This is a genomic window from Janthinobacterium aestuarii (assembly GCF_046113285.1).
Classification (GTDB): domain Bacteria; phylum Pseudomonadota; class Gammaproteobacteria; order Burkholderiales; family Burkholderiaceae_D; genus Janthinobacterium.
Map to the genome: position 1 here is coordinate 3,475,128 of NZ_CP142524.1, position 26,529 is coordinate 3,501,656.

Annotated in this window: 18 protein-coding genes; 7 read left to right on the plus strand and 11 right to left on the minus strand. The window is 68.2% G+C overall.

The window, feature by feature from the left end; genetic code table 11:
* Nucleotides 1-11: 11 nt before the first annotated feature.
* The 5 genes from OX462_RS15580 to OX462_RS15600 form a co-directional block, all read right to left on the minus strand.
* Nucleotides 12-737, minus strand: a complete 726-nt coding sequence (locus OX462_RS15580) for an RNA polymerase sigma factor (protein ID WP_409026491.1) — start codon at nt 735-737, stop codon at nt 12-14.
* Nucleotides 734-13,357, minus strand: coding sequence for a filamentous hemagglutinin family protein (locus OX462_RS15585; protein ID WP_409026492.1), 12,624 nt, complete (start codon nt 13,355-13,357; stop codon nt 734-736). The genes OX462_RS15580 and OX462_RS15585 overlap by 4 nt, the downstream gene beginning before the upstream one ends.
* A 153-nt stretch (nt 13,358-13,510) precedes the next feature.
* A complete protein-coding gene (locus OX462_RS15590; protein WP_230506078.1) occupies nt 13,511-14,485 on the minus strand; it encodes a FecR family protein in 975 nt (324 codons plus the stop codon).
* Between the two features lie 8 nt (nt 14,486-14,493).
* Nucleotides 14,494-15,069: an RNA polymerase sigma factor gene (locus OX462_RS15595; RefSeq protein WP_070312884.1), complete on the minus strand. Its 576-nt coding sequence runs from the start codon at nt 15,067-15,069 to the stop codon at nt 14,494-14,496.
* Nucleotides 15,066-15,809, minus strand: coding sequence for a hypothetical protein (locus OX462_RS15600; RefSeq protein WP_409026493.1), 744 nt, complete (start codon nt 15,807-15,809; stop codon nt 15,066-15,068). The genes OX462_RS15595 and OX462_RS15600 overlap by 4 nt, the downstream gene beginning before the upstream one ends.
* A 207-nt stretch (nt 15,810-16,016) precedes the next feature.
* Here OX462_RS15600 and OX462_RS15605 point away from each other — a divergent pair, with 207 nt between their 5' ends.
* From OX462_RS15605 to OX462_RS15615, 3 genes are read left to right on the plus strand one after another with little or no spacing between them, the layout of a single operon-like run.
* The gene (locus OX462_RS15605; protein WP_070224333.1) at nt 16,017-17,033 is read left to right on the plus strand and encodes a M14 family zinc carboxypeptidase; all 1,017 of its coding nucleotides are present in this window, start codon (nt 16,017-16,019) and stop codon (nt 17,031-17,033) included.
* Nucleotides 17,030-17,830 (plus strand): alpha/beta fold hydrolase, encoded by an 801-nt coding sequence (locus OX462_RS15610; RefSeq protein ID WP_070224332.1) that lies wholly within the window; start codon nt 17,030-17,032, stop codon nt 17,828-17,830. Before OX462_RS15605 ends, OX462_RS15610 begins: the two co-directional genes overlap by 4 nt.
* Nucleotides 17,821-18,867 (plus strand): serine hydrolase domain-containing protein, encoded by a 1,047-nt coding sequence (locus OX462_RS15615; protein ID WP_409026494.1) that lies wholly within the window; start codon nt 17,821-17,823, stop codon nt 18,865-18,867. The genes OX462_RS15610 and OX462_RS15615 overlap by 10 nt, the downstream gene beginning before the upstream one ends.
* 3 nt (nt 18,868-18,870) lie before the next feature.
* Here OX462_RS15615 and OX462_RS15620 read toward each other — a convergent pair whose 3' ends face one another.
* The gene (locus OX462_RS15620; RefSeq protein ID WP_409026495.1) at nt 18,871-20,001 is read right to left on the minus strand and encodes a YbfB/YjiJ family MFS transporter; all 1,131 of its coding nucleotides are present in this window, start codon (nt 19,999-20,001) and stop codon (nt 18,871-18,873) included.
* Complete coding sequence (locus OX462_RS15625) at nt 19,998-20,873, minus strand: LysR substrate-binding domain-containing protein (protein ID WP_409028752.1); 876 nt, start codon at nt 20,871-20,873, stop codon at nt 19,998-20,000. The genes OX462_RS15620 and OX462_RS15625 overlap by 4 nt, the downstream gene beginning before the upstream one ends.
* 87 nt (nt 20,874-20,960) lie before the next feature.
* On the opposite strand from OX462_RS15625, the gene OX462_RS15630 reads away from it, so the two are divergent.
* Entirely contained in the window at nt 20,961-22,022 is a 1,062-nt protein-coding gene (locus OX462_RS15630) for an NAD(P)H-dependent flavin oxidoreductase (RefSeq protein ID WP_409026496.1), read from the plus strand.
* Between the two features lie 42 nt (nt 22,023-22,064).
* Here OX462_RS15630 and OX462_RS15635 read toward each other — a convergent pair whose 3' ends face one another.
* Nucleotides 22,065-23,465 carry an aminotransferase-like domain-containing protein gene (locus OX462_RS15635; RefSeq protein ID WP_409026497.1) on the minus strand — a complete coding sequence of 467 codons (1,401 nt, stop codon included), beginning with the start codon at nt 23,463-23,465 and terminating at the stop codon, nt 22,065-22,067.
* 68 nt (nt 23,466-23,533) lie between these two features.
* Between OX462_RS15635 and OX462_RS15640 the strand changes: the two genes are divergently transcribed.
* Nucleotides 23,534-23,698, plus strand: coding sequence for a hypothetical protein (locus tag OX462_RS15640; RefSeq protein WP_409026498.1), 165 nt, complete (start codon nt 23,534-23,536; stop codon nt 23,696-23,698).
* 61 nt (nt 23,699-23,759) lie between these two features.
* A complete protein-coding gene (locus tag OX462_RS15645; RefSeq protein WP_070224327.1) occupies nt 23,760-24,005 on the plus strand; it encodes a hypothetical protein in 246 nt (81 codons plus the stop codon).
* A 127-nt stretch (nt 24,006-24,132) separates the two neighbouring features.
* Here OX462_RS15645 and OX462_RS15650 read toward each other — a convergent pair whose 3' ends face one another.
* From OX462_RS15650 to OX462_RS15660, 3 genes are read right to left on the minus strand one after another with little or no spacing between them, the layout of a single operon-like run.
* The gene (locus tag OX462_RS15650) at nt 24,133-24,582 is read right to left on the minus strand and encodes a VOC family protein (RefSeq protein WP_409026499.1); all 450 of its coding nucleotides are present in this window, start codon (nt 24,580-24,582) and stop codon (nt 24,133-24,135) included.
* A 47-nt stretch (nt 24,583-24,629) separates the two neighbouring features.
* Nucleotides 24,630-25,427, minus strand: a complete 798-nt coding sequence (locus tag OX462_RS15655; protein WP_409026500.1) for a TOTE conflict system archaeo-eukaryotic primase domain-containing protein — start codon at nt 25,425-25,427, stop codon at nt 24,630-24,632.
* A 47-nt stretch (nt 25,428-25,474) separates the two neighbouring features.
* Nucleotides 25,475-25,648, minus strand: coding sequence for a hypothetical protein (locus OX462_RS15660; protein ID WP_409026501.1), 174 nt, complete (start codon nt 25,646-25,648; stop codon nt 25,475-25,477).
* A gap of 96 nt (nt 25,649-25,744) precedes the next feature.
* Between OX462_RS15660 and OX462_RS15665 the strand changes: the two genes are divergently transcribed.
* On the plus strand, nt 25,745-26,464 hold the full coding sequence (locus OX462_RS15665) for an SDR family oxidoreductase (RefSeq protein WP_070288097.1): 720 nt from the start codon (nt 25,745-25,747) through the stop codon (nt 26,462-26,464).
* The last annotated feature ends 65 nt before the right edge of the window (nt 26,465-26,529 follow it).

A 26,529-nucleotide genomic window follows, 5' to 3' on the forward strand; every position in this document is an offset into this window, starting at 1 on the left:
CGGCCGGATGCCTAAGCGTCTGTACGCGAACGAACGTTCAGCCTCAAGCTGCGCCGGGTCGTGCCGACGCCGCCCTGCGCCGCGTAGCCCGTGTGGCGGGCGCAATGGTCGAGCGCCTGGCGCAAGGCCGTATCGACGTTGCGCAGCGACATGTCGTGCCGCTCGGCCACTTCCTGGCGGGTCAGCTCATCCACGCGCAGCGCTTCGAGCACTTGCCGGTGGCGCCGCGGCAGCAAGTCGACGGCTTGCGCCAGCCGCCGCACGTCGGCATGCAGCTCGGCCAGGCGCTCCGGTCCCGCCGCCGTATCGGCGAGGAAATCGACGAAGCCGGCGACGCCATCCTCCTCGTTCGCATACAGCCAGGCGCGATTGCGCCGCAGACTGTCCATGGCCGCGTTGCACGCCACGCGAAACACATAGGCGACGGGGCTGTGCGCCAGGGCCGCACCGTCCCCGGCCGTCAGCGCGCCCAGGCGCAGCCATGCGTCGTGCAGGCTGTCACTGGCCAGCTCGGCGCAGCCCAGGTGGCGCGCCAGGCGCCGGTGCAGGGCCGCGTAATTGCTTTCCAACACCGCCTGCAGCCGGGCGCCCTGCCCCGGCGCCGGCGTTGGCACGGGCGCCATATCGTTGGCCGCCTGCATGCGGGGCCGGATGGCAGGCCGGTACCAGGCCATGCCTGCCTGCCGCATGGCACCTGTCATGCGCAAGGGCAAGGCGCCAGCCATGCCGGCCATCATGGCGACAACCTGCTGCGCTCTTGCGCCGTCAGCTGGCGCGTGGCCGATTCCGGCAGCGTACCCAGGCCCAGTACGCGCACGGCGCTGCGCGGGTTGTAGTCGGCCGCCTCGGTGCGCGCGCCATCCTGCGGCGCCGCTTGCGCGCTGTCGGGCGGTGCGTCGTTGCCAAAGCCCAGCACGCGCACCGTGAACACGGACGGCTGCGCGGCACGGGTGGCGGCGCGCTCGCGCTGCACCACGTCCTGCGCGGCGGCCGTGGCCTGCGTGGCGGCCGCGCTGGCGTTCGTCATGGCGGCCACGTTGACGGCCGCCACCGCCGGCATGCCCTTCGCTTCGCCCTTGATCTGGATGTTCGCCGCGTTCACTACCGTCAGCGCGGCCAGGTTGACGCTGCCCGAGACGCGGATGCCCGCCTCGCCCGCGTCGATGGTGCCCAGCGGCGCCAGCAGGTCCACGTCGCCGGCCGGCACTTCCGCGATCGGCGCCAGGGTGGCGATGCCGGCGCCCGTGCTCGGCACGTCGGACGACAGGGTCACATTGCCCCAGTTGTCATACACGCGCTTGGGCGGCGTGTAGACGATGGTCGACTTCGAGCCGCGCCCCGCGTTGATGTCGCCCTCCGACGACCAGCCGAGGATATCGCCGCCAAACGTCGTCATGACGCGGCTCTGGCCCAGCAGGATGCTGCCGTGCGAGAACAACTCGATATTGCCGCCGCCCTTGGTGATGACGCCCGAGGTCGACGGCGGCGCCTCGCCTTCGATGCCGAACACCTGCTTGCCGCCAGGCGTCAACAGCTGGATGTCGCCGCCGAAGTTGGTGTGCACGTAGCCGCTGCGGGGGAAATAGTCCCAGCGCTGCTCGCCGTCGTTCCGCTTGGCGTAGAGCCCGCGGTACATGACGATGTCGCCCGCATAATCGATGGCCTTGCCGCTGGCGTCCTTGGCCGGCGCCAGGGCCGCGATGGCATTGCGGCTGCGCAGGAAACTGCCGTAGCGGGCGCTGTCCGCATCGTTGAACTCGCGCCCGCCCGCCTTCAGTTCCGCGAAATACACGTCGCGGGCAAAGACGCGCTGCTGCGGCTCGGGCAAGGCCAGATAAAAGGCCTGCGCCTCGGCGGCCGTGCCCTTGAAGCCGTAGCGTTCATTCAGCCAGGTCGTCAATTCGGTCGCGTACGACTTCACCACCTTGCCGGCCTGCTCGGCCAGCGGCACGCCCGCCTGCGCCACGTTGGCCGGGTCAAGATACGGCTTGACGAAGCGCAGGTAATCGAGACCGGCCGCGCCCACGCCCGCCTGCATCGCGATGCCGGCGCCCGGGCGTTTATCTCCGGCGACGACGGGACCGAGGCTGACGACGCTGCCCTTGTCCTGCATCAATATGTTGCGTCCCGCGCTGATATCGAGCGTGCCGGGGCCGGCCACGTTGAAGGAGCTGTTCAGGATATCGCGCCCGGCCGAGACCACCGAGACGTCAAACGCATTGTTGTGCACGAACAGATTGCTGTAATTCCTGAATATCATGCCGCTCGTGTTCTCGCTACCGTCTATACCCTCAAGCAATGCCGTGCCGCTGCTGACGATATCGCGGCCCGCCTTCATCCACACCGGTTGCGCCCCCTCATACCAGGTGGTGCCCGCATGCCTGGCGTCGTAGAACGCGACCATGCGGCCGCTATTGACGCCGATCAAATCGCCCTTCACGGCATAGATGCGGGCCGCTTGCGTGCCGCTGTTGGCGGGCCCGGCGGCGGAATCGGGGCCGAAGGCGAACAGCGGGAAGTTCGAGCGCGTCGCCGGAGCGCCCGTGCTGGAAATGTTGCCCGTCACGGGATTAGCATCGGCCGCATTCGCGCTCCAGCCCACGAAGGCTGGCTTGAACGGCGTCGCCATGCTGTCCGTGCCGGCGCCGGACTGGCTGACGGCATAGCCGCCCGCATAGATGGAATCGCCGGCCAGCCACTCCAGCTGGGCATTCGGCGATGGCGCCAGCACCAGCGGCTCGGCATAGCTGTTGGCGCTATTCCAGCTGGCGGTTGCCTTGCCGTAGTACAAACTGCCATTCGGCGCCGCGACGCGCACGATGGACGGGTAAACGATGGCCAGGTCGGTGGCCGTGCCGACCGGTGCCGTCAACGGCGTCATATTGCCGCCGGCGGAGAACAGGTCGAGCGCCGTGCGCGGCGTCCACAGGCTGAACCAGCTGTAGCCGACGCCCGCCTCGCCCGCGGCGCTGGTGAACGGGGATGCGCTGAGCAAAGGCACGCGGCCGGGGTCGGCCACGTCCTGCAACACCTGGTCGCCCAGGGTCGCCACCGTGAAGGTGGCGTCGCCCGGCACCAGGGTCATGCCGCCCTTCGGCGCGGCGCGCGTCGCGGTGAAGGCATCGTAGGCGCGCGTTTCCAGCGGCACGTGCTGGGTAGGCTGCGAGCCGTATTCCAGCGCCACGCTGCCCAGTTGCGCGGCCGACGTGGCCGCGTGGCCGCGCACATCGACCAGCGCGCCATTCATGTGGTTGAGGCCTGCCGTGCCAGCCGGATTGAGGGCGCCGCCAACGCGCAGATCGAGGTCGCCGCCGCCCGTCAGCAGCAGGCTGCCATCAGCCTGCACGCGGCCCGTGCCGCCCACGGCCAGCAGCAGGCCCTGCGAACGGGTATTGATATTGTTGTCAAAACTGCTGCCGGACAGCAGCCCCTGCACGCCCGCGTCGCCGGCCACGTCGGCGCGCACGTTGCCCCCGCCCAGGGTACCGAAGCCCGTAAAGCCCAGCAGCTTGTCGGCGCCCTTGTTGCCGCTGGCATCGCCCACATAGCTGCCGAAATTGATCCACCACGCCGCCGGCTGCGCCTGGCCGCCCGTGGCGACCGCGCCGCTGCCCTGGCGCCACAGCCAGTTGCCGACGGCCGCGCTGTCGTGGCCGCTGTCCGAACCGACGGGACGCAGATTGATCGCGCTGCTGCCCGTCATCAGCGAGCCCGTCAGGTTGCCCGCCACGTTCAGCAGCAGGTTGCCGCCCTGGTCCGGGTACCAGGCGCGGTACACGCTGTCGGCGCCGCCGTCGACCAGGTGTTCGTGCGCACCGTCAGGATTGCTCAGCACCTTGCCGTCGGCATTGCGGCCGCGCGCCTGGTTGTACGGATCGCCGGCCGACGTCGCCACGGACGACATGCCTGCCGTGTACACGCCATACAGGCTGTCCATGCGCAGGTCGCCGCCGCTAACCAGGTCCAGGTCGCCCGTGCCCGTGCGCAGCACGCTGTGGCGCAGGCTCGAGGCCTTGTAGTCGAACGTGGCGTTGGCCGTGCCGCACCAGGTGGGCTTTTCCTCGCAAACCGTCGGCCACTTGAGCGCCACGGGGTCGAGCAGGTCGCCCGCCTTCACGTTGTCATCCGCAAACTCTTCCGCGCCGGCCTTGGTCCACACGTAGGCCACCTTCAGCACGCACAGGGACGGGTCGCTGGCGCAGAGCTCCGCCACAGTCTGGCCGAACTGACTGGTGAATTCCTCGGTGATGACTTCGCCCGCCACGATGCCTTCGACGCCCAGTTCCGCAGCGGCCTCGCTCCAGTACTGCACGCCTTTCGGCGGCACGAGGATGCCATACATGCCGTAATGGCTGTCGGCCAGGCGCAGGGTGCCGTGGCTTGGGTGCGCCTGCACGCTGCGCGTGTCGGCAGCGTCAAGGTCGGCACCGGCCACCAGGCGCATGCCCCAGGCTTGCGAGCCTTCGGCCAGCATGGGCGCGATGGCCCACAGCTTGCCCTGGCTGCCCGCCACTTCAGGGCGCAGCTGAATCGACTTCACATCGGGCAGCAGCTTGACGTCGGTGCCGGACGGGATCAATGCGCCCACGGCCAGCGCCAGGTTGCCATCAAGTACGAAAACGCTGCGTTCGCCAGCCACGCCCGGCAGCGGCACGCCCTTGGGCCAGCTCATGGCGCGCACCTTGACCGCTTGCGCCAGCACGCTGCCCGCATCGAGGCGCATGCCGGGCGTAAACACTTGTTGCGTCGTCAGCAGGGTGCCGGCTGCGTGGACGATATTGCCGTCGCTGTCGCGCACGGCGGCGGCCAGCACGGTGCCGGCCCGCACCGTCATGGCCTGGTCCAGCACGACGGCCACGGGCAGGCGCGTATTGGCCTGCAGATTGAAACCCTTGACGGGCACGTCGTAATTGAGCGCGATCCCGCCCGGGAACAAGGTGCCGTCGGCCAGGGTCACGCCCTGGCCCGGGACGATGACGTCGCTGCCATTGATGTCGCGCCCCGGCAGCAGGACCCAGCCGCCGTCATCCTTGGTGGCGGGCGGCGGCGCGAAACCGTCGTTGATGCTGCCGTAGATGCTCAAGTCGCCGCCGGCGCGCAGCAGCAGGCTGCCCACCTCACCCGACCCGCGCACATTTGTTGCCTGAAAGCGCGGATTGAGGCTGGCGTAGCGCATGCCCGACAGATCCAGGTCGCCCTGCACCACCAGGTCGCCGTCCGCCGTCTTGCTGACGATATCGACGCCGGGACGCAGATGCAGCGCATCGGCATACGCGGCCGTGGCCAGGCCCGCCAGCTTGCCGTTGCGCAAGTTCGTGTTGGCCAGCGCCGCATCGATGAAAGCGGTGCTGTCCGCATGCTTGCTGTCGAGATATGCCTGGTTGATCACCTGGTAGGGGCGGCCGCTGGCCGACAGGTCCGCGGCGTAGGCCGCATCGTCGTAGCGCTGCATGGCGTTGACGGCGATCGATTTCGCGCCGCGTATCGTCAAGCCGCCGCCGGCCGCAATGGCGATGTCGCCGAAGGTGGCCGCGTCCGCATCCGTGCGGGAACCGCCGCTGCCCAGGCGCGGCGCGCTCAGTTCCACCGTGCCGCGCGCGGCGCCGTCGTATTCGCCCTTGCCCTTGCCGGCCACGGCTGCCGTGGCATGGCGCACGTCGATCTGCGCGCCGCCGGCCAGGCTCAATACGCCTTCGCCCGCGTTCAGTTCGACCATGGCCCGGTTCGGGCTGTCGATGATCTTGCCGTAGCTGTCAACGCGCAACAGCGTGCCATGCGCGTCGAGCACGGCGTTGCCGGCCAGGGTGACGCCATGCTTGCCGGCCAGGCGGATGCTGCCCACGCGCTCGCCGCTGGCGTCGATCGTGCCTGCCACCGTCAGGCGGCCATTGTCGAGCGATACCTGCACTTCGCCCGCCTTCAGCTCATTGGCTATCGTCAGGTCGCCCTGCTTCAGCTGGAAGCTGCGCGCACCCGTCACGCCGCCTTCGTTCAGGCGCGTGTTCAGCAACGCGAACCGGCTGTCCGGCGCGCCGCCCGCGCCCAGGGTTTGCGCGCGCACGTCCACGCTGCCCTTCTTGTACGGGACCATGGTGCCGCCCGCGTCGTAGCTGCCGCTGGCGCCGCCCAGTATCTTGCCCTGCAAGTCCACCATGCCGGCCGCGCCATCGAGGGCCACGGCCTTCAGGCTGCCGGCGCGGTTGTTCTCGGCCGACAGGTCGATCACGCTGCCCGCGCCCTGGCCGATATCGCCGGCGCGGCTGTCCAGGATCACGTCGCCGCCCCAGCTGTACTTGTCCACGTCGAAGAAGGTGCTCTTGCGGCCCGCCATATCGATGCGCGCGCCGTCGGCCACGGCGATGTCGTGCTGCGCGTTGATGGTCAGCTTGCCGCTCGGCAGCACCACGGCCGTCGCCACGCTCACGCTGTCGCCGTTCAGCGCCAGCTGCGCGCCCAGCGCAGCGTTATTCTTGACGGGAGCCGCTGGCGCCGTACCGGCCGGGGCCGCTACCTTCAGCGCGCCGCCCGCCGTGTAGCTGTGCGCCGAACCGGCCTCGCCCGTCAGCAGCGGCGTGCTGATATTGAGGTTGCCGCCGCTGTACTGGAAACCCTTGCCGGCCTCGTAGGCGCCCTGCGCCTGGTAGACGGACAGGCTGCCCTTGTGGTTGGCCGTCACCTGGCCCGACGCCTTCAGGTTGACGTTGGCAAAACCCAGCGCCAGCCGGTCGAACGAGGCGACGCCGGCCGGCTGCGTGAACGGGCCGAAGCCGAAATCGATGCGTTCCGCTTCCAGGTTCAGGGTGCCGCTGCCCGTGCCGGCGCCATGCGTGATGACATTGCCGGCCGGCGACAGGGCACCGCCCCAGATCAGGTTGGCAGTGCGGATGGTCGCCACGGTGTCGGCGCCGCCCTGTCCATACATGGCCGGCGTGGTCAGCACCAGGCGGTCCAAGGTGGATTTGCCCGTGCCCTTGTCGTAGGTGTCGAGCACCACGTCGCCATAGAAATTGACGCTGTCGGCCGCGTTCAGCATCAGCGCCTGCAGGGCTGGCGCGCCGGTGCTGGTGTCGCCGCGCAGCAGGCGGTCCAGCACGCCCTGGTTCATGGCCAGGCCGCTCGAGCGCGTGCCGTTGGCCTGGGCCGCCGCCAGCGCCTCGCTGCTGCCCATGTTGATGGCGCCCACGGCCAGGCTCAGGTTGCGCGTGCCGTAGCGGGCCGTGTCGTCCAGTGCGAAACTGCCGTTCGTCGACAACAGCAAGGTGCCTTCCGAATACAGGCTCGCTGTTCCTTTGTCGGTGCAGGCGTCGCCGCACACGCCGATGCGGATGCCGCCGCGCGCCGTGCCGCTGACGGGCGCCACGTTGAGCAAGCCGTTCGAGGCGGCCAGCATGTGCACGTCCGCGCGCCCTTTTTGGTAGATAAAGCCGTCGTTGGCGTCGTACGCGGCCTTGCCGCGCCCCACAGTGCTGATGCCGGCGCCGGGCGCGATATCGATCAAGCCGTCGCCCAGCAGATAATTACTCGGGTCCTGGGCAACGAGGAACACTTCCGGCGCCGACAGGATGGCGCCCGCGCGCAGGTAGATGGCGCGCGCCGTGTTGAAACCGAAGTTCACGTAGTTGCCGCCCTGGCCATATTCCACGGACGGTGCATTGCCTACCACAATACGGGCCGCGCCGATATTGTTCAGGCTTGAAGCACGCACACTGACCAGCCCGGCGCCGCTGGCGGCCGGCGCGCCGTCGGCGAGAATTTCAATGTCGCCGTCGGTGACATTGCTCGACCCCAGCACCACGGTGCCGCCGTAGCCGCCCTCGGCCGTGGAGAATTTGCCCGTGCCCTTGAACTGGAACGTGTCCGGGCCGCCGCCTTGCGCCAGGGTCAGCTTGAGCGTTTTCGCGTCGGCAGGCAGCAGTGCGCGGGGAATGCCGCGCGTTTTTGCATCGGCCAGGGCGAACGCGGCATAGCCCGTTTCGTTGTACTGGGAATACGTGCGCAAGACCTTGGCCGGCGTGAGTATCAGCTGGCTGGCCAGCGGCGCGCGGATGTCCGTGCCGGCGATCGACAGGGTGCCGGGCGCGGCCCAGGAACCGTTGCGCAGCGGCTGCGCCAGCGAGCCGGCGCTGCCTTGCCCCGCCAGGCCGTTCAGTTCCACGCGGAAGGCGCCCGGCAGCAAGGCATAGGTCGACGGCATCAGGGTGTAGGTGCCGGCGGGCAGACCCGGCACGCCGCTGCCTATCGTCACCTGCCGGCCGATGGCCGCATCGGAGGCGCCCTTGTCGCCGCCCGACGGCGCCTGCGGCGCTTGCGCGCCCGGCACGATGGCGTACACGGGGTTGGTTGCCAGACCCGGCAGGATGAAGCCGCCATTCGCGCCTACCTGCACCAGCGGATGGGTGCGCGCGTCGGTGGAGCCGCCGCGCCCGGAAATGAAACCTGCACCCGTCAGTTCGCCGCCGCCCGACAGGTCGAGCAGCGCGCCCGGCCGCACGTCCACGGCCACGCCGGCGATGTCCACGCCGATGCGCAGGCCTCCCTGCACATTGATGCCGCCCACGCCCATCAGGGTGACCGGCTTGCCGTTGACGTTCCAGGTCTGGCCATCGACGGTGCCGCCATACGGCATGACCAGGCCGGCGCCGCTGACGGAGGTGATACTACCTGGCAACAAGTTAACGGTCAGGCTCCTGTCGTTCTCATAGCCGGCCGCGCCGATGGCCAGGCGCCCCAGCGGCGCGCGCACGACGCCGCCCTGCTCGATGTGCGCGGCGGCCAGTTCCAGCGAGCCGAAAGCGGAATACGGCATGAGCGGCACGTCAGCCGTGCTGCGGGCGATGTTCAGGCTGTGGGCGGGATCGTAGCCAATCTTGCCGTTGACGATGCCATAGCCGGCCCGCACGGCGGCGCCGGCGCCCGTTTCCGGGTACAGCTGGGCCGCGCTGAGGGTCATGTCGCCCGGCGTGGACAGCACCGTCGTCGGCTGGTTGCCGTCCCAGCCCAGCGGCGACAGCAGGAAGCGCACGTCGCCGCGGCTCGTCAGGCGCACGTCGTCCGCCCGAATGTCGACCAGGCCGCGCACGTCGATCAGGTCGCCAGCTATGCTGACCTGGCCGGCCATCGGCGCCTGGCCCGCCGTACCCGGCGTGACATAGAAATCGCGTCCCGCCGGCTTGACGCTGGCCAGGCGCACGTACGGTGCCGCGATGCCGACGTTCGCGCCGGGCTTGCTGCCTGGCGCCAGCACGGGCGCGCCATACAGCTGGAAGCTTTGCTGCAGCGTCAGCGACACGTCGCCATCGAAGGAGGCGGCGCCCAGCAGGGCCAGGTTGCCGAAGCCGCCCGCCTGCACCTGCTCGACCGAGTAACGGCCATGGCCGTACTGGAGCGCCTGCTGGCCGTCCTGCGCACCGATGCCTGCGACCAGGTCGCTGGCAAGCTGGCGCTGCGAGAGGATCAGCTGGCGCCCCTGCAGCACCTTGTCCGTCGCCAGCGTTTTCAGGTAGACCGGGGTGCCCGTGGCCACGGACAGGCTGCCGCCCGCCGCGCCCGCACCGCCCGCCTTGGCCAGCAGCTGGCCATCGAGATACAAGCCGTTGTTCGACGCCAGCGCGATGCTGCCGCCCGCGCTGGCCACGTCGACAGCCGCGCCATTGACGTCCAGCACCGCATGCGCGCCGGACGCGTCGAGCACGGCGCCGTCGCGCACGACGACAAACAGGCTGGCCGCCGACGTGCTGCCCTGCGCGTGGTCGATTTCGCCGCCGACGACGATGCTGCCGCCGTCCGCCACCTTGCCGTAGCGCCGGCCCTGTGCATCGGTGGCCGTGACGGCGCGCGATGCCACGTCGAGCACGGCATTGTCGCCGATCCACAGGGAACGGCCATGGCCGGCCGCTTCCACCGCTTCGGACACGTTCACGTCCACGCCCACGCCGCCCAGGCTGATCTTGCCGCCCCACGCGTTCAGGCGCCCGTCCACCGTCAGCTGGCCCACGCTGGCCAGCTTGATGGACTGGCCCGCATCGACGCTCACCACGGCGCCCTTGCCTATCAGCAATTCAGCGCTGGCCATGTCAGCCGCGCCGGACAGGATATCGCCCACCTGCAGGGCCAGGCTGGCGCCCTTGCGCTGGGTCAAGGTGCCCTTGAGCGGGTTTTCCGTGTATTGCTCCGGCATCCACAGGGCCAGTTTTTCATTGTCCACTACGCGCAGCACGGGCATGCGCACGTCCACTTGCGTGCCGTCCGCGACCGTCAAGCCCTGCTTGCCGACCAGGCTGTAGCTGGAAAAACCCTGCTCAAAAAAGTCGCCGCCCAGTTGCAGGGTGCCGGCCTCGGATTTTTCAGTTTTGCCGATCAAAATCTTGTTTGCCTGTAATTCCAGCTTGCCGCCGCCTTGCACGCCATGGCCGCGCACTTGCGCGCCTTCGCCCAGCACCAGGTCCGATGTCGTTCCGTAGCTGGCCAGGCTCACGTTGCCGCCCTTGCCACCCTGCTGTTTCGCCTGCGACAGGATGGCCGCGCCCGAGCCGGCGTCGATCAGGCTGCCGCTGCCGACGCGCACGTCGCCATTCGCCCGCAGCGACACACTGCCGCCATTGATATAGGGCAGGCTGGCGGCGGCCAGCGGGTCGCGCAGCACGTTGCTGAGCAGGCCGCTGGTGTCGAGCGTGACGCCGTCGGCCAGCACCAGCTTGCCCGCTGGCCCGCCCGGATTGACGACCGTGTCCAACATGCCCAGCGCGCCGAGCTGGTTCAGCACATTGCCGGCCATGATGCTGCCGCCATGGCTGCGCAGGCTGGCGTTGATGGCCACGTCCTTGCCGAACAGGGTGATGTTGCCGCCGTCGGCCACCTGCAGCGCGCTGTCGACGGTGATCGCGCCTTTCGCGGCGAGGCGGATGGCGCCCAGTTGCTGGCTGTTGAGCAAGTTGGTATCGAGCAGCAGCTTGCCTTGGCGCTCTGACGCGAGCACGTCGGCCACGTCGAGGCCGGCGGCCATGCCGTCCTGCACGCGCGTCAGGCGCACCTCGTCCATGACGGCCGACAATGCGTGCTGCAGCACGCCCGTGCGCTTGTCGAACATCGGCTGGTACTGGCCGACGATCAGCTGCCCCCGCTGCGCAGCGGCGAACTGCGACTGCTGGTAGCCGTCGAGCAGGGCCTGCGGCGCCTGGGTCTGGCGCTCGCCCTGGAAGACCTCGCCCGCGATGCCCCCTTCCAGCACGGCCGAACCGGTGGCGACCACCAGCTTGCCCGCGTCGCGGCCCACCGTGTAGCCGTTTTCCAGGCGCTGTTGCGCGGCGATCAATGGATTGGCGTAGAACGCGCTGGCATCCTTGCCCCAGCGCGCATGTTCTTCCTCATAACCCTTGTACACGCCCGCGTACGGCAAGTCGGCCGGCGCGCTGCCCGCCTCATGCAGCTTGCCGTCCAGGCCTTTGAGCCAGGTCTGGCGCACGGCGCCCGTCTGCACGTCGAGGGTGCCGCCCGACAGGTTGATGGCGGAGCCAAGCTGCGTGACGACATCCTTGCCGCCGAAGCTGACCGTGCCGCCCTGCGCCATCCACTCGCTGACGGAATGGCCCTGCGTGCCCAGGTAGCCGGCCACTTCCAGCAAGCCGCCGGCCGTGTACCAGCGGTCGCTGTCGTAGCCGTTCGTGCCTTTCGGTACGAACACCAGCTTGCGGCGGTCGACCCAGATACTGCTGTTGAGCAAGGCCTTGCCGTCGCGGTTGACGGGCGCGTCGCGCTGCTCGTTGCCCTGCACGTTGATCTCGATATTGTTCGCCTCCATGGCCACCTTGACGCCCACGGCGCCGGAGACGTCGAGCTGGGCGCCGTCGCGCAGCAGGCTGCGGCTGGCGGCGTTGACGGCGATCTGGCCGCCCGTGGCCAGGGTCAGCGAGTCGCCGAGGAATTCCACCGTGCCGGCGCTGCCGATCTCGATGCGCGACTGGTCGCGGCGGTCGCTGACGGCAACGATGTTTTCCGTGGACGTCGCGGCCGGGCCGCGCATGGCGTCGCGCTGGCTGTCGAGCGCCGTCGTCTTGCCGTCGTCCTCGATGACGATGGCCGTGGTGGCGCCCCGTCCCACGGTAACGGCCGCGTCGCTGCCCAGCGCGTTCAGGTGCACGGTGCCGCGCGTGGCGGCCGTGGTGGAGGCGAGCACGACGCCTTCCTGGCGCACGTCGCGCCCCGCCATGGTAACGTCGCCTTCGCGCGCCTGGATCAGGCCCGTGTTGACGACCTTGCCCGCCGTACTGCCGGCCGCGAACTGCGGCGTGACTTCGCTGCCGCGCGTGGTCGACAGCGGATTGCCATCCGTGCCCACGCCTTTTTTAATGGTAAAACTGTCGCCGGCGGCCAGCAGGGCCTGGCCCTTGGGCGTGGCGATCTCGCCCGCCTGGTGCACTTCCTTGCCCAGTAGCATCACGTAACCGCCGCCTTCCGTGCTGCCCTTGGGCGCATTGCTGGCCAGGCGCGCGCCCGCCTGTACCTGTACCTTGCCGGCCGCATCGGTCAACGTCGCGGCACCGGCCGTGCCGGCGCTGTAGATGCCGTTTTTCTGGAATTGCGTATCGCTGATGCGGGCCGCGGCCGCCACCAGGCTGCGCGTGTCGACCTGGCTCGTGCCGGTAAATACGATGCCGTTGCGGTTGACGAGCAGCACCGTGCCGTCGGCCTTGATCTGCCCCTGGATCTGGCTGGGACGCGCTTGCGGATCGTTGACCCGGTTCAGCACGGCCCAGTCCTTCTGCTGCTGGAACGTCAATGTCGTGTCCTTGCCCACATTAAATGTTTCCCAGTTCAGGATGGCCTTGTCCGCCGTCTGCTGCACCACCACGGCCGTCTTGCCGTTCGCCACCGTCTGCACGGGCGCCTGGGCATGGAGCCAGCCGGCAGTCAGGCTGTTGGTGTCGACCTGCAAGCCGCCCTGCGCCAGGCCGTTCGGCGCGCTGGCGCCGCCGGCGGCACTCTGGCGCGCCTGCGCCTGGGCCGCTTGCTGCGCGGCGATGGCGCGCGCGGCCAGGTTCAGGTTGTTGAGCGAGCGCTGCAACTGCTGATTGGCCTGCTGTTGCTGGCCCTCGGGCCGGCTGCCCAACGGCAGCGGCTGGCCATTCGGCAATCGGCCCGAGGTGGCAGCCGTATTCTGCGCCGCACCCTTGGCCGCGAACCAGCCGCCGCTGAACGCCTGCTGCGCCCGCGCCGGCGTGCTGAAGGCGCCCGCCATCAGCATGGTGGTCAGTGCGTAAGCAAGCGGCGTGAGCCGCAGGCGGCTGCCCAGCGTGGAAGTACGCTGCGCGCCCGTGTCAACGGTTGGGACTGGGCGCTGGGCAGTGTGAAGCTTGGTCATGGCAATGGTTTCCTGGCTAGTGGGATGGGAACGGAGCCTGGCGTTAGCGCAAGCGTCCATGCCTCCATGACGTAGCTGGGCGGCGGAAGGGATAATGTTTTTTGAAAAATATTTTGATACGCGTGCCGCCGGGGCATCCGGCATCCGCCGAGATCAGCTCAGCAAGACGATGCCGCCCGGCAAACTGATCATTTCTGCTCCCGTCAAGTCGCGTATCATCGCCAGCGCGCCATCCATCTGGCGGATGGAAAAGCGCATGCGCACGAGGCGGCGGCCCAGTTCGGGATTGCGCAGCAGCACGCGGCCGGGCCGGTAGCGGTTGATTTCATCGACGACCTGGGACAGCGGCTGGCCGGCAAACGACAACGCACCCGTGCGCCAGGCGCTCGCTTCGCCCTTTGGTGCGGCCGTGGCCGCCTGCGCGCCCCCGTCGTCGTACACCAGTTGCTGTCCTGCATCAAGAGTCTGGCGCCGCTGCTGCCAGACCACCTCGACGGCGCCCGCCAGGCAAGTCACGCAGACGGCGTCGCCCGTGTGGCGCACATTGAAGCGGGCCGACTGCGCCAGCAATCGCCCCGCGCCCGCCACCACCGACACGGGCTGGCGGGCGCCGCTGGCGAGGATTTCCGCTTCCCCGCCCAGCAGTTCGATCGACTCGGGCGCCCGCACATCGATGCGCGTCTGCGTATTCATCTGCACCGTCATCTGCTGCGACAGGGCCAGTTGCCGCTGCTCGCCCGTGCCCGTGCGGTAGTCGGCGCCAAGCTCCTGCAGCGACGGCCAGGCGCCCAGCGGCGGGCGCAGGGCCAGCACGGCCACGCCGGCCGCCAGCGCGCCGCCGAGAAAAGCGCGCCGTCCGGGACGGAGCGGGAACGCCAGCACGTTCGCCTGCGGCGGCGCGGCGGCGGCGCGGGTCAAGGCGGGATCGAGCGCCTGCCACACCTGCCTGAGTTCGCGCCAGGCGCGCGCATGCGCGGGGCTGCGCGCGCACCAGGCGCGCAAGGCGTCGGCGTCGGCCTGCGTGAAATCGTCGGCACGCAGGCGTGCCCACCAGGCGGCGGCTTCCCGGCCGATGGCAGTGTCGTCATGTTCAACAAGGTCGCGTGGATCGCGGTCGGAAGCGGTCATGGGATTCATCAATATTTACGGCGGCCCGACACATCGCTGCGCTGGGCCGCATCGGCGTCGGCCATGCACGTTTTACAGTGTTGCATGGCGGCCTGCAATTCTTTCTTCACCATCGCCACGGAAATGCCGAAGCGCTCGGCGATCTCCGCATTGAGCATGCCGTCGATGCGCGCCGCCGTCAGGATGGCGCGGCGGCGCGGCGACAGGCCCGCCAAGGCCGCATCGAGCGCCTGCACGTCGAGCCGCGCCGAGACGATGCGCGCCGGGTCGCTGATGTCGTCGCCCGTCTCGTCGGCCATGTGCATCAGCTCCTCGCGTTCGCGCTCGGTGACGATGATGCGGTCGCGGCGGTAGGCATCGGTGGCGATATTGGCCGCCATGCGCAGCAGGTAGGCGTCGGGATTATGGACGGGCGCGGCGGCGGGACCAGGCGCCACCATCGCCTCGAGGCGCAGCCAGGTTTCCTGCAGCGCATCGGCCGCATGGTGCTTGCAGCCGACCACGCGTTCGAGGCGCCAGCGCAGCACGGCGTAGCGCGCACTGAGGTGGCCTTTGAGCCTGGTGCGCAGGTCGGGCAGGCTCATGGCGCGGAGATTCCTTGCGCGCCAGCGGCGCAATCGACTTCGCTGCCCGGCCCTTGCGGCAGCAGCAGGATGGAGACGGGCTGCGGCATCGACGGCAGCGGCGCCGCGCCCACGCGCATGCCCAGCACCACGCGCGCAATCGCCGTGTCGCGCGCGCGCAAGCCCGTGCTGTCGAGCAGGTGCACGCGGTCGACGACGCCGGCGCGGTTCAGATACAGCTGCAGCGCCAGGCGGTAGCCGCCGGGGCGCGTCTGCGCGGCGCGGCACAGCAATCCCAGCAGCACGTGCTGCAGCCGGCCCACATAGGCCGCGTGGTCACCGCCGCCCTGCGTGGCGCCCGGGATGTCGGCGGCGGCCAGCATGGCGGCCGGCGGCAGGTCCGCTGCGGCTAACGCCGAAGCTGCGGCCGGGGCATACACGATGACGGCTTGCGCGTCGGACAGGCGCGATTGCAGCCCCGTGCCCTCCAGCAAGACTTGCAGGGCCGCGCCCGCCGCATAGGGGCCGCGCACGGCGGCCGACTGGCGCTGCGCGTAACGCTGGTCGATCAGCACGGCGATGCCCGTGCGGCGGCTGTACAGGTCCAGCGCGTCGCCGAGGTGTTGCGCGGCGATATCGAACTGCAAGACGGCGCCGTCGGCCGGCTGCGCCCGCACGGGCCCCACCGCGGCCAGGAAACCCAGCAGTACCAGGTATCCGGCCAGCGCAAGCACATGAACGGATGCCGGGCTGCCTGTCATATCACTATCGTGTCGCTATCGTGTGAGGAGTAAAGCGGACGCCCGGGGTGTTTACAATGAACAATCCTTGCGTCAACTGCAACAGACTACACAGCAAACATGACGGCTTCGTGACATGCTTATCACCAATAAATTTCGCCATGCGGGACATCGGACGCGGCAATGATTTCGGCTACACTGGCTGCTACTTTCCCTTTCAGACGCCTGATGATCGAAAAGAATCTGCCCGAGCTGGTCATGCTGAAGCGCCTCATCGACGAGGGCGGCAGTCACCTGGAAGTGGCCGCGCCTTGCAGCATCGCCATCGATGGACGCGCATTTCCCGTGTATTCGATCGCCATGGGCAATCCCAGCCCCGACGTGCCCGTGCTGGGCTTTTTCGGCGGCATCCACGGCCTCGAACGCATCGGCACGCAAGTGCTGCTGTCTTTCCTGGAAAGCCTGGTCGCGCGCCTGCGCTGGGACGCCACCCTGCACCAGCAGCTGGAAACCATGCGGCTCGTGTTCATGCCGCTGGTCAATCCGGGCGGCATGTGGCAAGCCACGCGCAGCAATCCGCGCGGCGTGGACCTGATGCGCAACGCGCCATTGAGTGCGCGCGAAAAAGTGCCGTTCATGCTGGGCGGCCAGCGCTACAGCCCCCGCCTGCCCTGGTACCGGGGCGCGGCCGGAGGGCCGATGGAGCTGGAAAGCCAGGCCGTGTGCGACCTCGTCGAACGCGAACTGCTGTCGCGCCAGTTCAGCATCGCCCTCGATTGCCATTCCGGCTTCGGCTTGCGCGACCGCATCTGGTTTCCCCATGCGCATACCAAGGTGCCGATCGAACACCTGGCCGAGATCGGCGCGCTGGAAGAGCTGTTCAGCCAGAGCTACCCCAACCACAACTATGTGTTCGAGCCGCAAAGCCGGCAATACCGCACGCATGGCGACCTGTGGGACTATCTCTACCTGAACGGCACCAGCTACACGGGCCGCGTGTTCCTGCCCCTGACCCTGGAAATGGGCTCGTGGCTGTGGGTCAAGAAAAATCCGCGCCAGCTGTTCAACCGGGTCAGCATCTTCAACCCCACGGCCGCGCACCGCCTGCAGCGCGTGCTGCGGCGGCACCTGGTGTGGTTCGATTTCCTCATGCGCGCCGCCAGCAGCCACGGCCGCTGGATGCCGGAAGGCTTGCTGCGCAAGGCGCAGCGCCGGCGCGCCCTGGCGCAATGGTACGAATCATGAGCGGATCGCCTACCTGGGTCTTGCTGCGCGGCCTGATGCGCGAACAGCGCCACTGGGGCAGCTTCCCCGCCACCCTGGCGCGCGCCCTGCCCGGCGCCCGCATCGTCACGCCCGACCTGCCCGGCAACGGCACGCGCCACGACGAAGACAGCGCCACCCGCGTGGCCGCCATGGTGGAAGACTGCCGCCAGCACTTGCTGGCGCGCGGCATCCCCGCGCCATACCACTTGCTGGCCCTGTCCCTGGGCGGCATGGTGGCCGTCGAATGGGCAAGCCGCTATCCGCAGGAAATCGCACGCTGCGTGCTCGTCAACACGAGCATGCGGCCGTTCAATCCGTTTTACCGGCGCCTGCGCTGGCAAAACTACGGCGCCCTGCTGCGCCAACTGCTGGCCGGCGATGCACGCAGCCAGGAAGCGCTGATCCTGCGCCTGACGAGCCGCAGGCACGCCCATGGCACCCCTGCGCTGCTGGCCGAATGGCTCAGTTACCAGCAGGAATATCCGGTCAGCCGCTGCAATGCGCTGCGCCAGCTGCTGTCGGCCGCCCGCTACCGCGCCCCGGCGATTCCCCCGGCGATGCCCGTGCTGGTGATGGCCGGCGCGCAAGATCAATTGGTCGACCACCGCTGCTCGCAACGCCTGGCGCGCGCCTGGCAAGCCGATTGCCTGATCCACGGCGACGCGGGCCACGACTTGCCGCTCGACGAAGGCGAATGGCTGGCGCAATCGGTGGCGCGCTGGCTGGGGGAAGAAGTGACAGACCACGGCAGGACGGCCCAATCATCATGCAGATAACAAGCAGCAGTACGGAGCAACTGGCGGCGCTGGCGGAGGCCGGAGTGCAGGAGCGGATTTTCCCGGGTGCGGCCTGGGCCGTGGGCACCGTCGACGACGGCGTGGCGGGCGCGGCCGGGCGGCTCACGCCCGATTCCGCCAGTGCCGCGATGCAGGTCGATACCCTGTTCGACATCGCGTCGCTGACCAAGATCATCAGCGTCTGGTCGCTGACGGGCCGGCTGCTGAAGCAGGAACGCCTGGGCTTGGACACCCGCCTGGCCGACGTGCTGCCCGACACGCACGGCTATGCGCTGGCGCCCGTCACGATTTTCCAGCTGCTCACGCATACGGCCGGCCTGCCGCTGCGCGCCCGCCTGCGCGCCAGCTATGGCGAGGTGTACGACGATATCGTGCGCGGCGTGCTGCGCGAGCCGCTGGAAGGCATACCAGGCCAGGCGGTCGACTACACGGACCGCGCGGCCCTGATCCTCGGCCTGGTCATCGAGCGGCTGCTGGGCATGCCGCTGGACCAGGCCCTGGAACAACATGTGCTGCGGCCGCTGGGCATGGCCGCCACGCGCTTTGGCCCGCTGCCGGCTGCGCAAGGCAAGCTGGTCGCGCCGACCGAGTATTGCGAGCAGGCGGGCGCCCATCTTGCCGGCGTGACGCATGATTTTTCGACGCGGCTGCTGGGCGGCGTATGCGGCATTTCCGGGCTGTTTTCGAATGTGCCCGACCTGCAGCGCTTCCTGCAGGCGATGCTGGCGCCGGACCGCCATGACGAGGTGTTCGACGCCGGCTGGGTGCGTGATTCGCTGACGGTGCAGACGGGTTCCTTGAGCCCGTCGCGCGGCCTGTTCTGGCACCCGGCGGCAGGCAGCGGGCCGCAGGACGACATCTGGTGCCACCAGGGTTTCACGGGCACGGCCCTGTGGATCAGTCCCCGGCGCGGCCGCTATGCGGTGCTGCTGACCAATAAACTGTACTACACGCGCGATTCCGCCCGGGTCAACGCGCTGCGGCACGCTTTCATGCGCTGCGCCTTCGGCCTTTGAACTTTATAGCCGCAAGCTCACGATGATGGCCAGCAGCAACGCGCCGGCTGCCGCCAGCAGCGAACTGTTGAAACTGTGCGACTGCGCATACAGGCTGCCGGCCAGCACGGGGCCGATGATCTGGCCCACGCCATACACCACCGTCATGATGGCCATCATGTTGGTGCCCGCCTTGACGGCGGCCCGCTGCGCGGCCGGCATGGCGATGGTCACCGTGCCGACGAACGTGCCGCCGACGAGGATGGCGCTGAGCAGGTAGCCGGCGGCCGAGGGCGCCAGCACGGGCAAGGCCACGCCCAGCGCCTGCAGCAGCAGGTTCAGCCTGAGCGCCTGGCGTGTGCCCAGGCGCTCGTGCAGCCGGTGCCACAGGAAACACGAGGGCGCCGCCCCGAGGCCGAACACGGCCCAGACGTGGGCGGAATTCAAGCCGGGCAAGGCCGCGCCGACCAGCACGGGCAAATACGTGGCCGTGACGATGTAGCCGAGTCCCGCCAAGCCGTAGATCAGCACCAGCGGCCACGGCGCCACGGACGCCAGCGCCGGAGCTGCCCTTTGCGCTGGCGCGTCCAGCGTCGCCAGTCCGCCAGCGGCAATCGCGGGCGCGGCCGCCAGCCCCGCCAGCGCGGCGACGCCGGCCAGCAGCAGCCACATGCCCGCGCTGTGCCAGCCCAGCTGCGATGCCAGCACCAGCAATTCGGCCGAGACGGCGATGCCCACGCCCACGCCCGCGTACAGCAGCGGCGCGCCGCGGCCATGCCGGCGCTGTTCCAGTAGCCACAAGGAGGCGGCCACCATGGCCAGGGCGCTGAAGACGCCCGCCACGCCCCGCACCGCCACGATGAGCCAGACGGGCATCGGCACGGCCAGCACGCCCAGGCACAGCGCCGTGCCGGCCGCCGACCACAGGCACAGCCGGTGCGCGCTGCGGACCCGCGCGCGCATGGCCAGGATGGCGCCCAGCAGGTAACCGGCATAGTTGGCCGAGGCGGCCAGGCTGCCTTCGCGCAAGCTCAAGACGCCTTCCTCGACCATCTGCGGATAGATGGCCGTGAAGGCGAAGCGGCCAAAGCCCATGCCGATGGCGAGAATGACCGCCGCGGCGATGGCCGAACGCAGCCTGGCCGCCCCGCTCACGGCGCCGCCTCGCCGAGCAGCGCCAGCAAATGCTGAAAGGCGGGCACGCCGAATCCGACTCTCCACACGAGCACCGTGTCGGCCTGCCCAACTGACAGTGTTTTCAGGGTGGCCGGCGCGTCCGACAGTGCCAGCACGCTGGCCGGCAGCACGGTCACGCAGGCGCCGGCCGCCACGCAGGCGATCATGGTGTGATACGAACTCAGCTCCTGCACGCGCCAATCGGTCGAACCTGCCACGCCCAGCAGCTCTTCGGCGATGCCGCGGTAGGTGCAGCCCTGCGGAAAGGCCGCCAGCGAGCGCGTGCGCACGTCCGCGGCACGGCGCGCCTGCCCTTCGCTGGCCGGCAGCAACAGACACAGTTCCTCGCGCCACACGGCGGTCGATGCCAGCCCCAGCTCTTCCAGCGCGGCGGCGCCGCCGAACGCTGGCGGCAAGGCGACGAAAGCGCAGTCGAGCAAACCCGTGCGCACTTGCTCGATCAGGGGGCGCGACGGCCCCGTGCTCAGCGCCAGGCGCGTGTCCGGATGGCGGGCGTGATACGCGGCCAGCAGCGCCGGCAGGCGGCTGGCCGCCGTGCTTTCCATGCTGCCCACGCGCAGGGTGCCGCCGTCGCGCCCGCCCGTGACGACATGCCGCGCTTCTTCCGCCAGCGCCAGCAAACGCCGCGCATACTCAAGAAAACGCTCGCCCGCCGCCGTCAGGGCCATGCGTTTATTGGCGCGCACGAACAGCTCGGCGCCCATATCGGCTTCCAGCTGCTGGATGCGCGTGGTGACGCTGGACGGCGCACGGCCCAGCCGCGCTGCGGCCTGGGTGACGCTCAGTTCACTCGCCACGGCGCAAAAAATCGTCAGGGATTCCATGTCCATCATGTTCTCAATTCAAGAATTATCATGCTATTATATTCTTCAAATAAGAATATTGCACAATGTCCTCAATTTCATGAAGGAAACATCATGAGCACGTCCCAGCGCTTCCTCGACCGTCTCGGCTTGCAGCACCCCATCATCCAGGCGCCGATGGCGGGCGTCTCCACGCCGCGCATGGCGGCCGCCGTCTCGAACGCGGGCGGCCTCGGTTCGCTGGCCATCGGCGCCGGCATCGTGGCGCAGGCGCGCCAGATGATCGCCGACACCCGCGCGCTGACGGACCGCCCCTTCAACGTGAATGTGTTCTGCCATGCGCCGGCGGTCAGGGATGCGCGGCGCGAGGCGGACTGGCAGGCCCATCTGGCGCCCCTGTTCGCGGAACTGGGCGCGGCCGTGCCTACGGAACTCGACGAGATCTATCAAACCTTTCTCGGCAATGAGGCGGCGTTTGCCCTGCTGCTGGAGCTGCGCCCCGCCGTCGTCAGCTTCCATTTCGGCTTGCCGGCGCAGCAGCAGATCGCCGCCCTGCGCCAGGCCGGTGTCTACACGATGGCCACGGCCACCAATCTGCGCGAGGCGATGCTGATCGAACAGGCGGGCGTCGACGCCATCGTGGCGCAAGGCGTGGAAGCGGGCGGCCACCGTGGCGTCTTCGACCCGCAGGCGCCGGACGAGCGCCACAGCACCAGCGTGCTGCTGCGCCTGCTGGCGGGCCGCACTGCTCTCCCCCTGATCGCGGCCGGCGGCATCATGGATGGACAAGGCGTCCGCGCCGCGCTGGACCTGGGCGCCGCAGCGGCCCAGCTGGGCACGGCGTTCGTGCTGTGCCCGGAATCGTCGGCCAATGCGGGCTACCGCGCCAACCTGCAAAGCGCGCGGGCCGCAAGCACGCGCCTGACCAGCGTGCTCTCGGGCCGCCTGGCGCGCGGCATGGTGAACCGCCTGATCGAGCACGGCGAAGCGCCGGGCAGCCCGCCGCCCGCCGACTATCCCGTCGCCTACGATGCCGCCAAACAATTGAACGCCTTGGCCAGCCGGCACGGCGACAGCGACTTCGCCGCGCAATGGGCCGGCCAGGGCGCGCCGCTGGCGCGGGAAATGGGGGCGGAGGAACTGGTGTCGGCACTGGCAAGGGAAATGGCGGCCTGATGCCGGGATGCTTCTGGCAATACGGAGGCGCATCCCGGCCAGTCAGACCACGGCAGCGCTGAATGACTCGGGCCGCCGCGCAAGCAGGTGAGACAGCCGCTGAAGACCGGCCTGCAAGCGTCCACGGTCCTTGATGCTGCCCAAAGAGATGCGAATGGCGTTCACCGATGCGCTGCCCGTTGCGAACGCCTCCGCCGGCGTGACGGCGATGCCGTAGCTGGCGGCTGCGAGCGCAAGCTGCGAGGAGTTCCAATACGCAGGCAACTCGAGCCATACATGCAGACCGTCTCCGGCGCCGCTGTAGCGTCCCGCCAGCACATCGCGCGCCATCCGGTGGCGCAGGCGCGCCTCCTTGCGTACGCCTTCCATCAATCTGTCAGCCGAGCCGTCGAGTATCCACTGCGTGGCCAGGGCGGCCGTCAGAGGAGCGACCATCAGCGCAAATGATCTTAGCGCGACCAGGAAACGCTCGCGCTCCGCCGGGTCGCGTATCAGCACGAAGGCGACACGCAAGCCGGGCGTCAGGCATTTCGACAGCGTCGAGATGTAGAGCACCTGTGCCGGGGCAAACGCGGCAACGGGCGGCGGCGGCGCATCGGCAAGAAGCCAGTAGGGATCGTCCTCGACGATGCGTACATCGCAGCGCTGCGCAATGCCGGCCAGCTCCCTGCGCCGGCGTTCCGGCATGGTGATGGCGGTCGGGTTCTGCAATGTCGGATTGAGGTAGACCAGCGCGGGCTGGTGCTGGCGGCACGCTTCCTCTAGCAGCTCAGGCAGCATCCCGTGCTTGTCCGCGCCCACCGCGATGACGTGCCGGCCGAACTGGGCCGCTGCGGCACGCAAGCCCGGATAACTCGTCGGCTCCGCCAGGATCACAGCGCCAGGCTCCGTCAGCGCAAGGATCAATGCGGCGATCGCCGCTTGCGCACCGGGACAGACAACCACCTGCCTTGAATCCAGAGGTCCGAACATCGGTTCCAGCCACCTGGCTCCGGCCTTGCGGTCGGAGTCGCTTCCCCCGCCCAAGTGATAGGTCATCAGCAACTCATTATCGGCGCGCATCAGTACTTGAGACAAACCTTGTCGCAACATGTCGTCGAAGTCCACGCCCTCCGGCGGTGGCGGCGTATTCATGCTCAGGTCGAGGATAGCGGTCAATTCGACTTTCGGCGCCGCGACATACGTGCCGCGCGCGCCGCGCCCCTCCAGCAAGTTGCGGCGTCTGGCTTCGTCGTAGGCGCGCGTGATCGTCGTCAGGTCGACGCCCAGCTGTGCCGCCAACTGGCGCTGCGTCGGCAGACGGTCGCCCGCTGTCAGCGAGCCGTCTGCCACCGCCACCTGCAAGGCATCCGCAATTTGCAAAAAACGGGGCCCCTTGTTCCCGGCCAATCGCGGCAACCAGCCCGTCAAATTTTCATCTTGTATGGTTTTTAACTGGGACATTTTGTCTCAATGCATGGAGATTGTTTTAAGGTAGTATGCCTCATAACGTGCAGCAACACCATCCTTGCATGGCAGTCGCAGGCGTTTTTTCCTCACTCATCCGCATGCGGCGCATCGCTGCGCTCGATACCGTCTTTATTTCAGAGCTGGCTATAATGAAAGAGTCAAACAGGATGCCTGGGGGGATAGTGGAAGAAAAAGTTGGAACAGAAGCTGCTGAAGCAGCAATTTGAGGCAGTGCGCCTCACGACAGATAGTGTCAAGTAATCAAGTAATAGACTGGAAATACGCAAAATGATCGATTGGACCCCTATAGTCTTCGTGACATTCAAGGCACTCGTGCTCGCCACGGGCATGTTCTTCGCCATCAAGTGGCATTACGATCAAGGCAAGAAGGATAAGGACAAGGCGAAGCAGAATCGCGCGGTGCTGCGCGCGAGCGGCAAGGTGGTCGCCATCTTCGCGCTATTGCTCCTGGCACTCGGGATCGTCACCTTCTTCGTCGTCAGCATGGTCGGTCTGGACATGACCATGCCCTGATGACAGAAAGGCGCCGGCCGATATGCGGCGATGCGGCAGCAATTTCCCGCCGCGGCGTTTCGCGCAGGCTTGCCTCAGCAAGCGATTGGACGGCGAGCCTTTGGCTTTCTACTTCCGGCGGCTTCCCTCAGGGCGTCTGCTGCGGGAGCTGTTCGGCAAGTCCGATGAGGATGCCTTCGGGACCACGGATGTAGCAGAGCCGATACATGTGTTCGTACCGGACTACTTCGCCGACCAGCTTCGCGCCGCGTTGGACGAGCCGGACGAGCGTATCGTCGATATCCTCGACGGTAAACATGATACGCAGGTAACCGAGAGCGTTCACTGGGGCGTCGCGGTGATCGGCGACCACGGCCGGCGCGAGGAAACGGGATAACTCGAGACGGCTGTGACCGTCCGGCGTACGCATCATGGCAATCTCCACGCGCATGCCGCGCAGACCGGTGACGCCATCGGCCCAGTCGCCTTCAATTGGGGCGCGCCCTTCGAGAACGAGTCCAAGTTCGGTGAAGAATTCAATGGCGGCATCGATGTCTTCCACGACGATGCCGACGTTGTCCATGCGCTTGACTGTCATATTGCCTCCTGGGTGTCCAACCTAGCCTGCAATCAGGGAAAGCCCCGCTACGGCAACCTGTGCCGGAACGTCGGCTCGATGTTACGCGCATGCAGCCAGCGCACGATGTCCTCCAGTGTGGCGTCCTGCAGCAGCAAGCCTGGCTGCGTAACGGGCTGTACCGCCGGTAATGGCGCGGCGACGGGCGCGAGAACGGGCACGGCATCAGCCAGCCCCGCATGTCCCTGCAGCTTCGCCAGCGCCTGCGCGAATTGTGCCGGAGTGATGCTGCGCAAGCTTTCCAGGAAACCCAGCTGGGCGGCGGGCGGCGGCGGCATGTCCAGGCCCGGCTCGTCGACGAAGGCGGCGCCCATGCTGGGGTGGATGAAGGCGGCCCACTTGCCCGATGGCTGCAGGCATGGCGGCAGCGCCGCCTGTGTCACGTAGTCTGGCGGCGCGACGGCGAGGATGTCGGTCGATGCGGGTAAGAAAGTGGAACGCAGCAGCTGCACGAACTGGCGCGCCTGGGCGGCGGGCACGGGCGTGGCCAGAGACAGCCACAATTGGAACGCCGTGCCCGAAATGCTGACGGCGGGCGCCGGCAAGTCCAGTTCGTGCTGCACGGCATTGGCGATCGTGCACAGCGCGCTCCAGTGCGCCTCGCCGCCGCCCTTGCCGCCAAACTCCAGCACCAGCGCGCGCGCCAGGCCGCGTTCGCTCACCAGACGCACCGCCACCGTCTGCTCGCCCGACAGGTGGCGCGCCAGCACGGCCGGCGTCAACGGCTGGGCGCCGCCCTCCGGCTCCAGATATTGCTGTTCTTCCAACAGATACAGGCGGGTGAGTTCGGAAATCAGTTTATGCATGGGCAGCCTCGTAATGACGTTGAGCAACACTTGCCAACGTGCCCCGATTATAGCCTTCCCGCACTTGGCGCACTCACCCTCCCGGCGCCAAACACCAGCCAGCTGGCCACGGCGAACAGGCAGGCGGCCACGCCGCCGTACAGCATCACGGCGCCAAAGCCTTGCGCCAGCACAAGCTGGGCCACGCCGGCGCCATGGCGGCCGCCGAAGCGTTCGGGCAATTGCTGCGCGAATGGTCAGCCGCTGCGGCGACGTGACCTTGCAAAAAAGTGTAGCCTTCGCAGCTGGGCATTTTCAGGCAAAAGGACCTCCTCCCCATGACATCTCGTACTTTCCTCGTCACCGGCGCGACACGCGGCATCGGCCATGCCATCTGCACCCTGCTGCATCAGCAAGGCCATCGGGTGATCGGCATCGCGCGGCACGTTGCGGGCGTCGACTTTCCGGGCACCTTGGTGGCCTGCGATCTGGCCGATCTGGCGCAGACGGCGCAGGTTCTCAAGGCGCTGGAAAAACAGTTTGATATCGATGGCATCGTCAACAATGCGGGCATTGCCTCGCCCCAGCCGCTGGGTCAAATCGACTTTGCCACCTTGCAGAGCGTGTTCGACCTGAACGTGCGCGCCGCCATCCAGGTGACACAGCAGTTCGTGGATGCGATGAAGCAGCGCCGCTATGGCCGCATCGTGAATATCTGCAGCCGCGCAGTCTACGGCAGCGTGGACCGCACCGCCTATTCCGCCGCCAAAAGCGCCCTGGTCGGCTGCACGAGAACCTGGGCGCTGGAGTTGGCCCAGCACGGCGTGACGGTCAATGCGATCGCCCCAGGCCCCGTGGAAACGGCACTGTTCCGCAAGACGCGCCCCGTCGGCAGCGAAATGGAACGCCAGGTGCTTGCCACGATACCGATGCGGCGGCTGGGACAGCCGGATGAAGTCGCTGCCGCCGCCGGCTTCCTGCTATCGGAGCAAGCCAGTTACGTGACAGGCCAGGTCTTGGCAGTGGATGGCGGAGGCAGCCTCGGCGGGCGCGCGTGAGCCATCCGCACCAGCAGCATGGCGCACGCGTTTTTCTTGCTGCTTGCCCCCTTGCGCTATCCCGG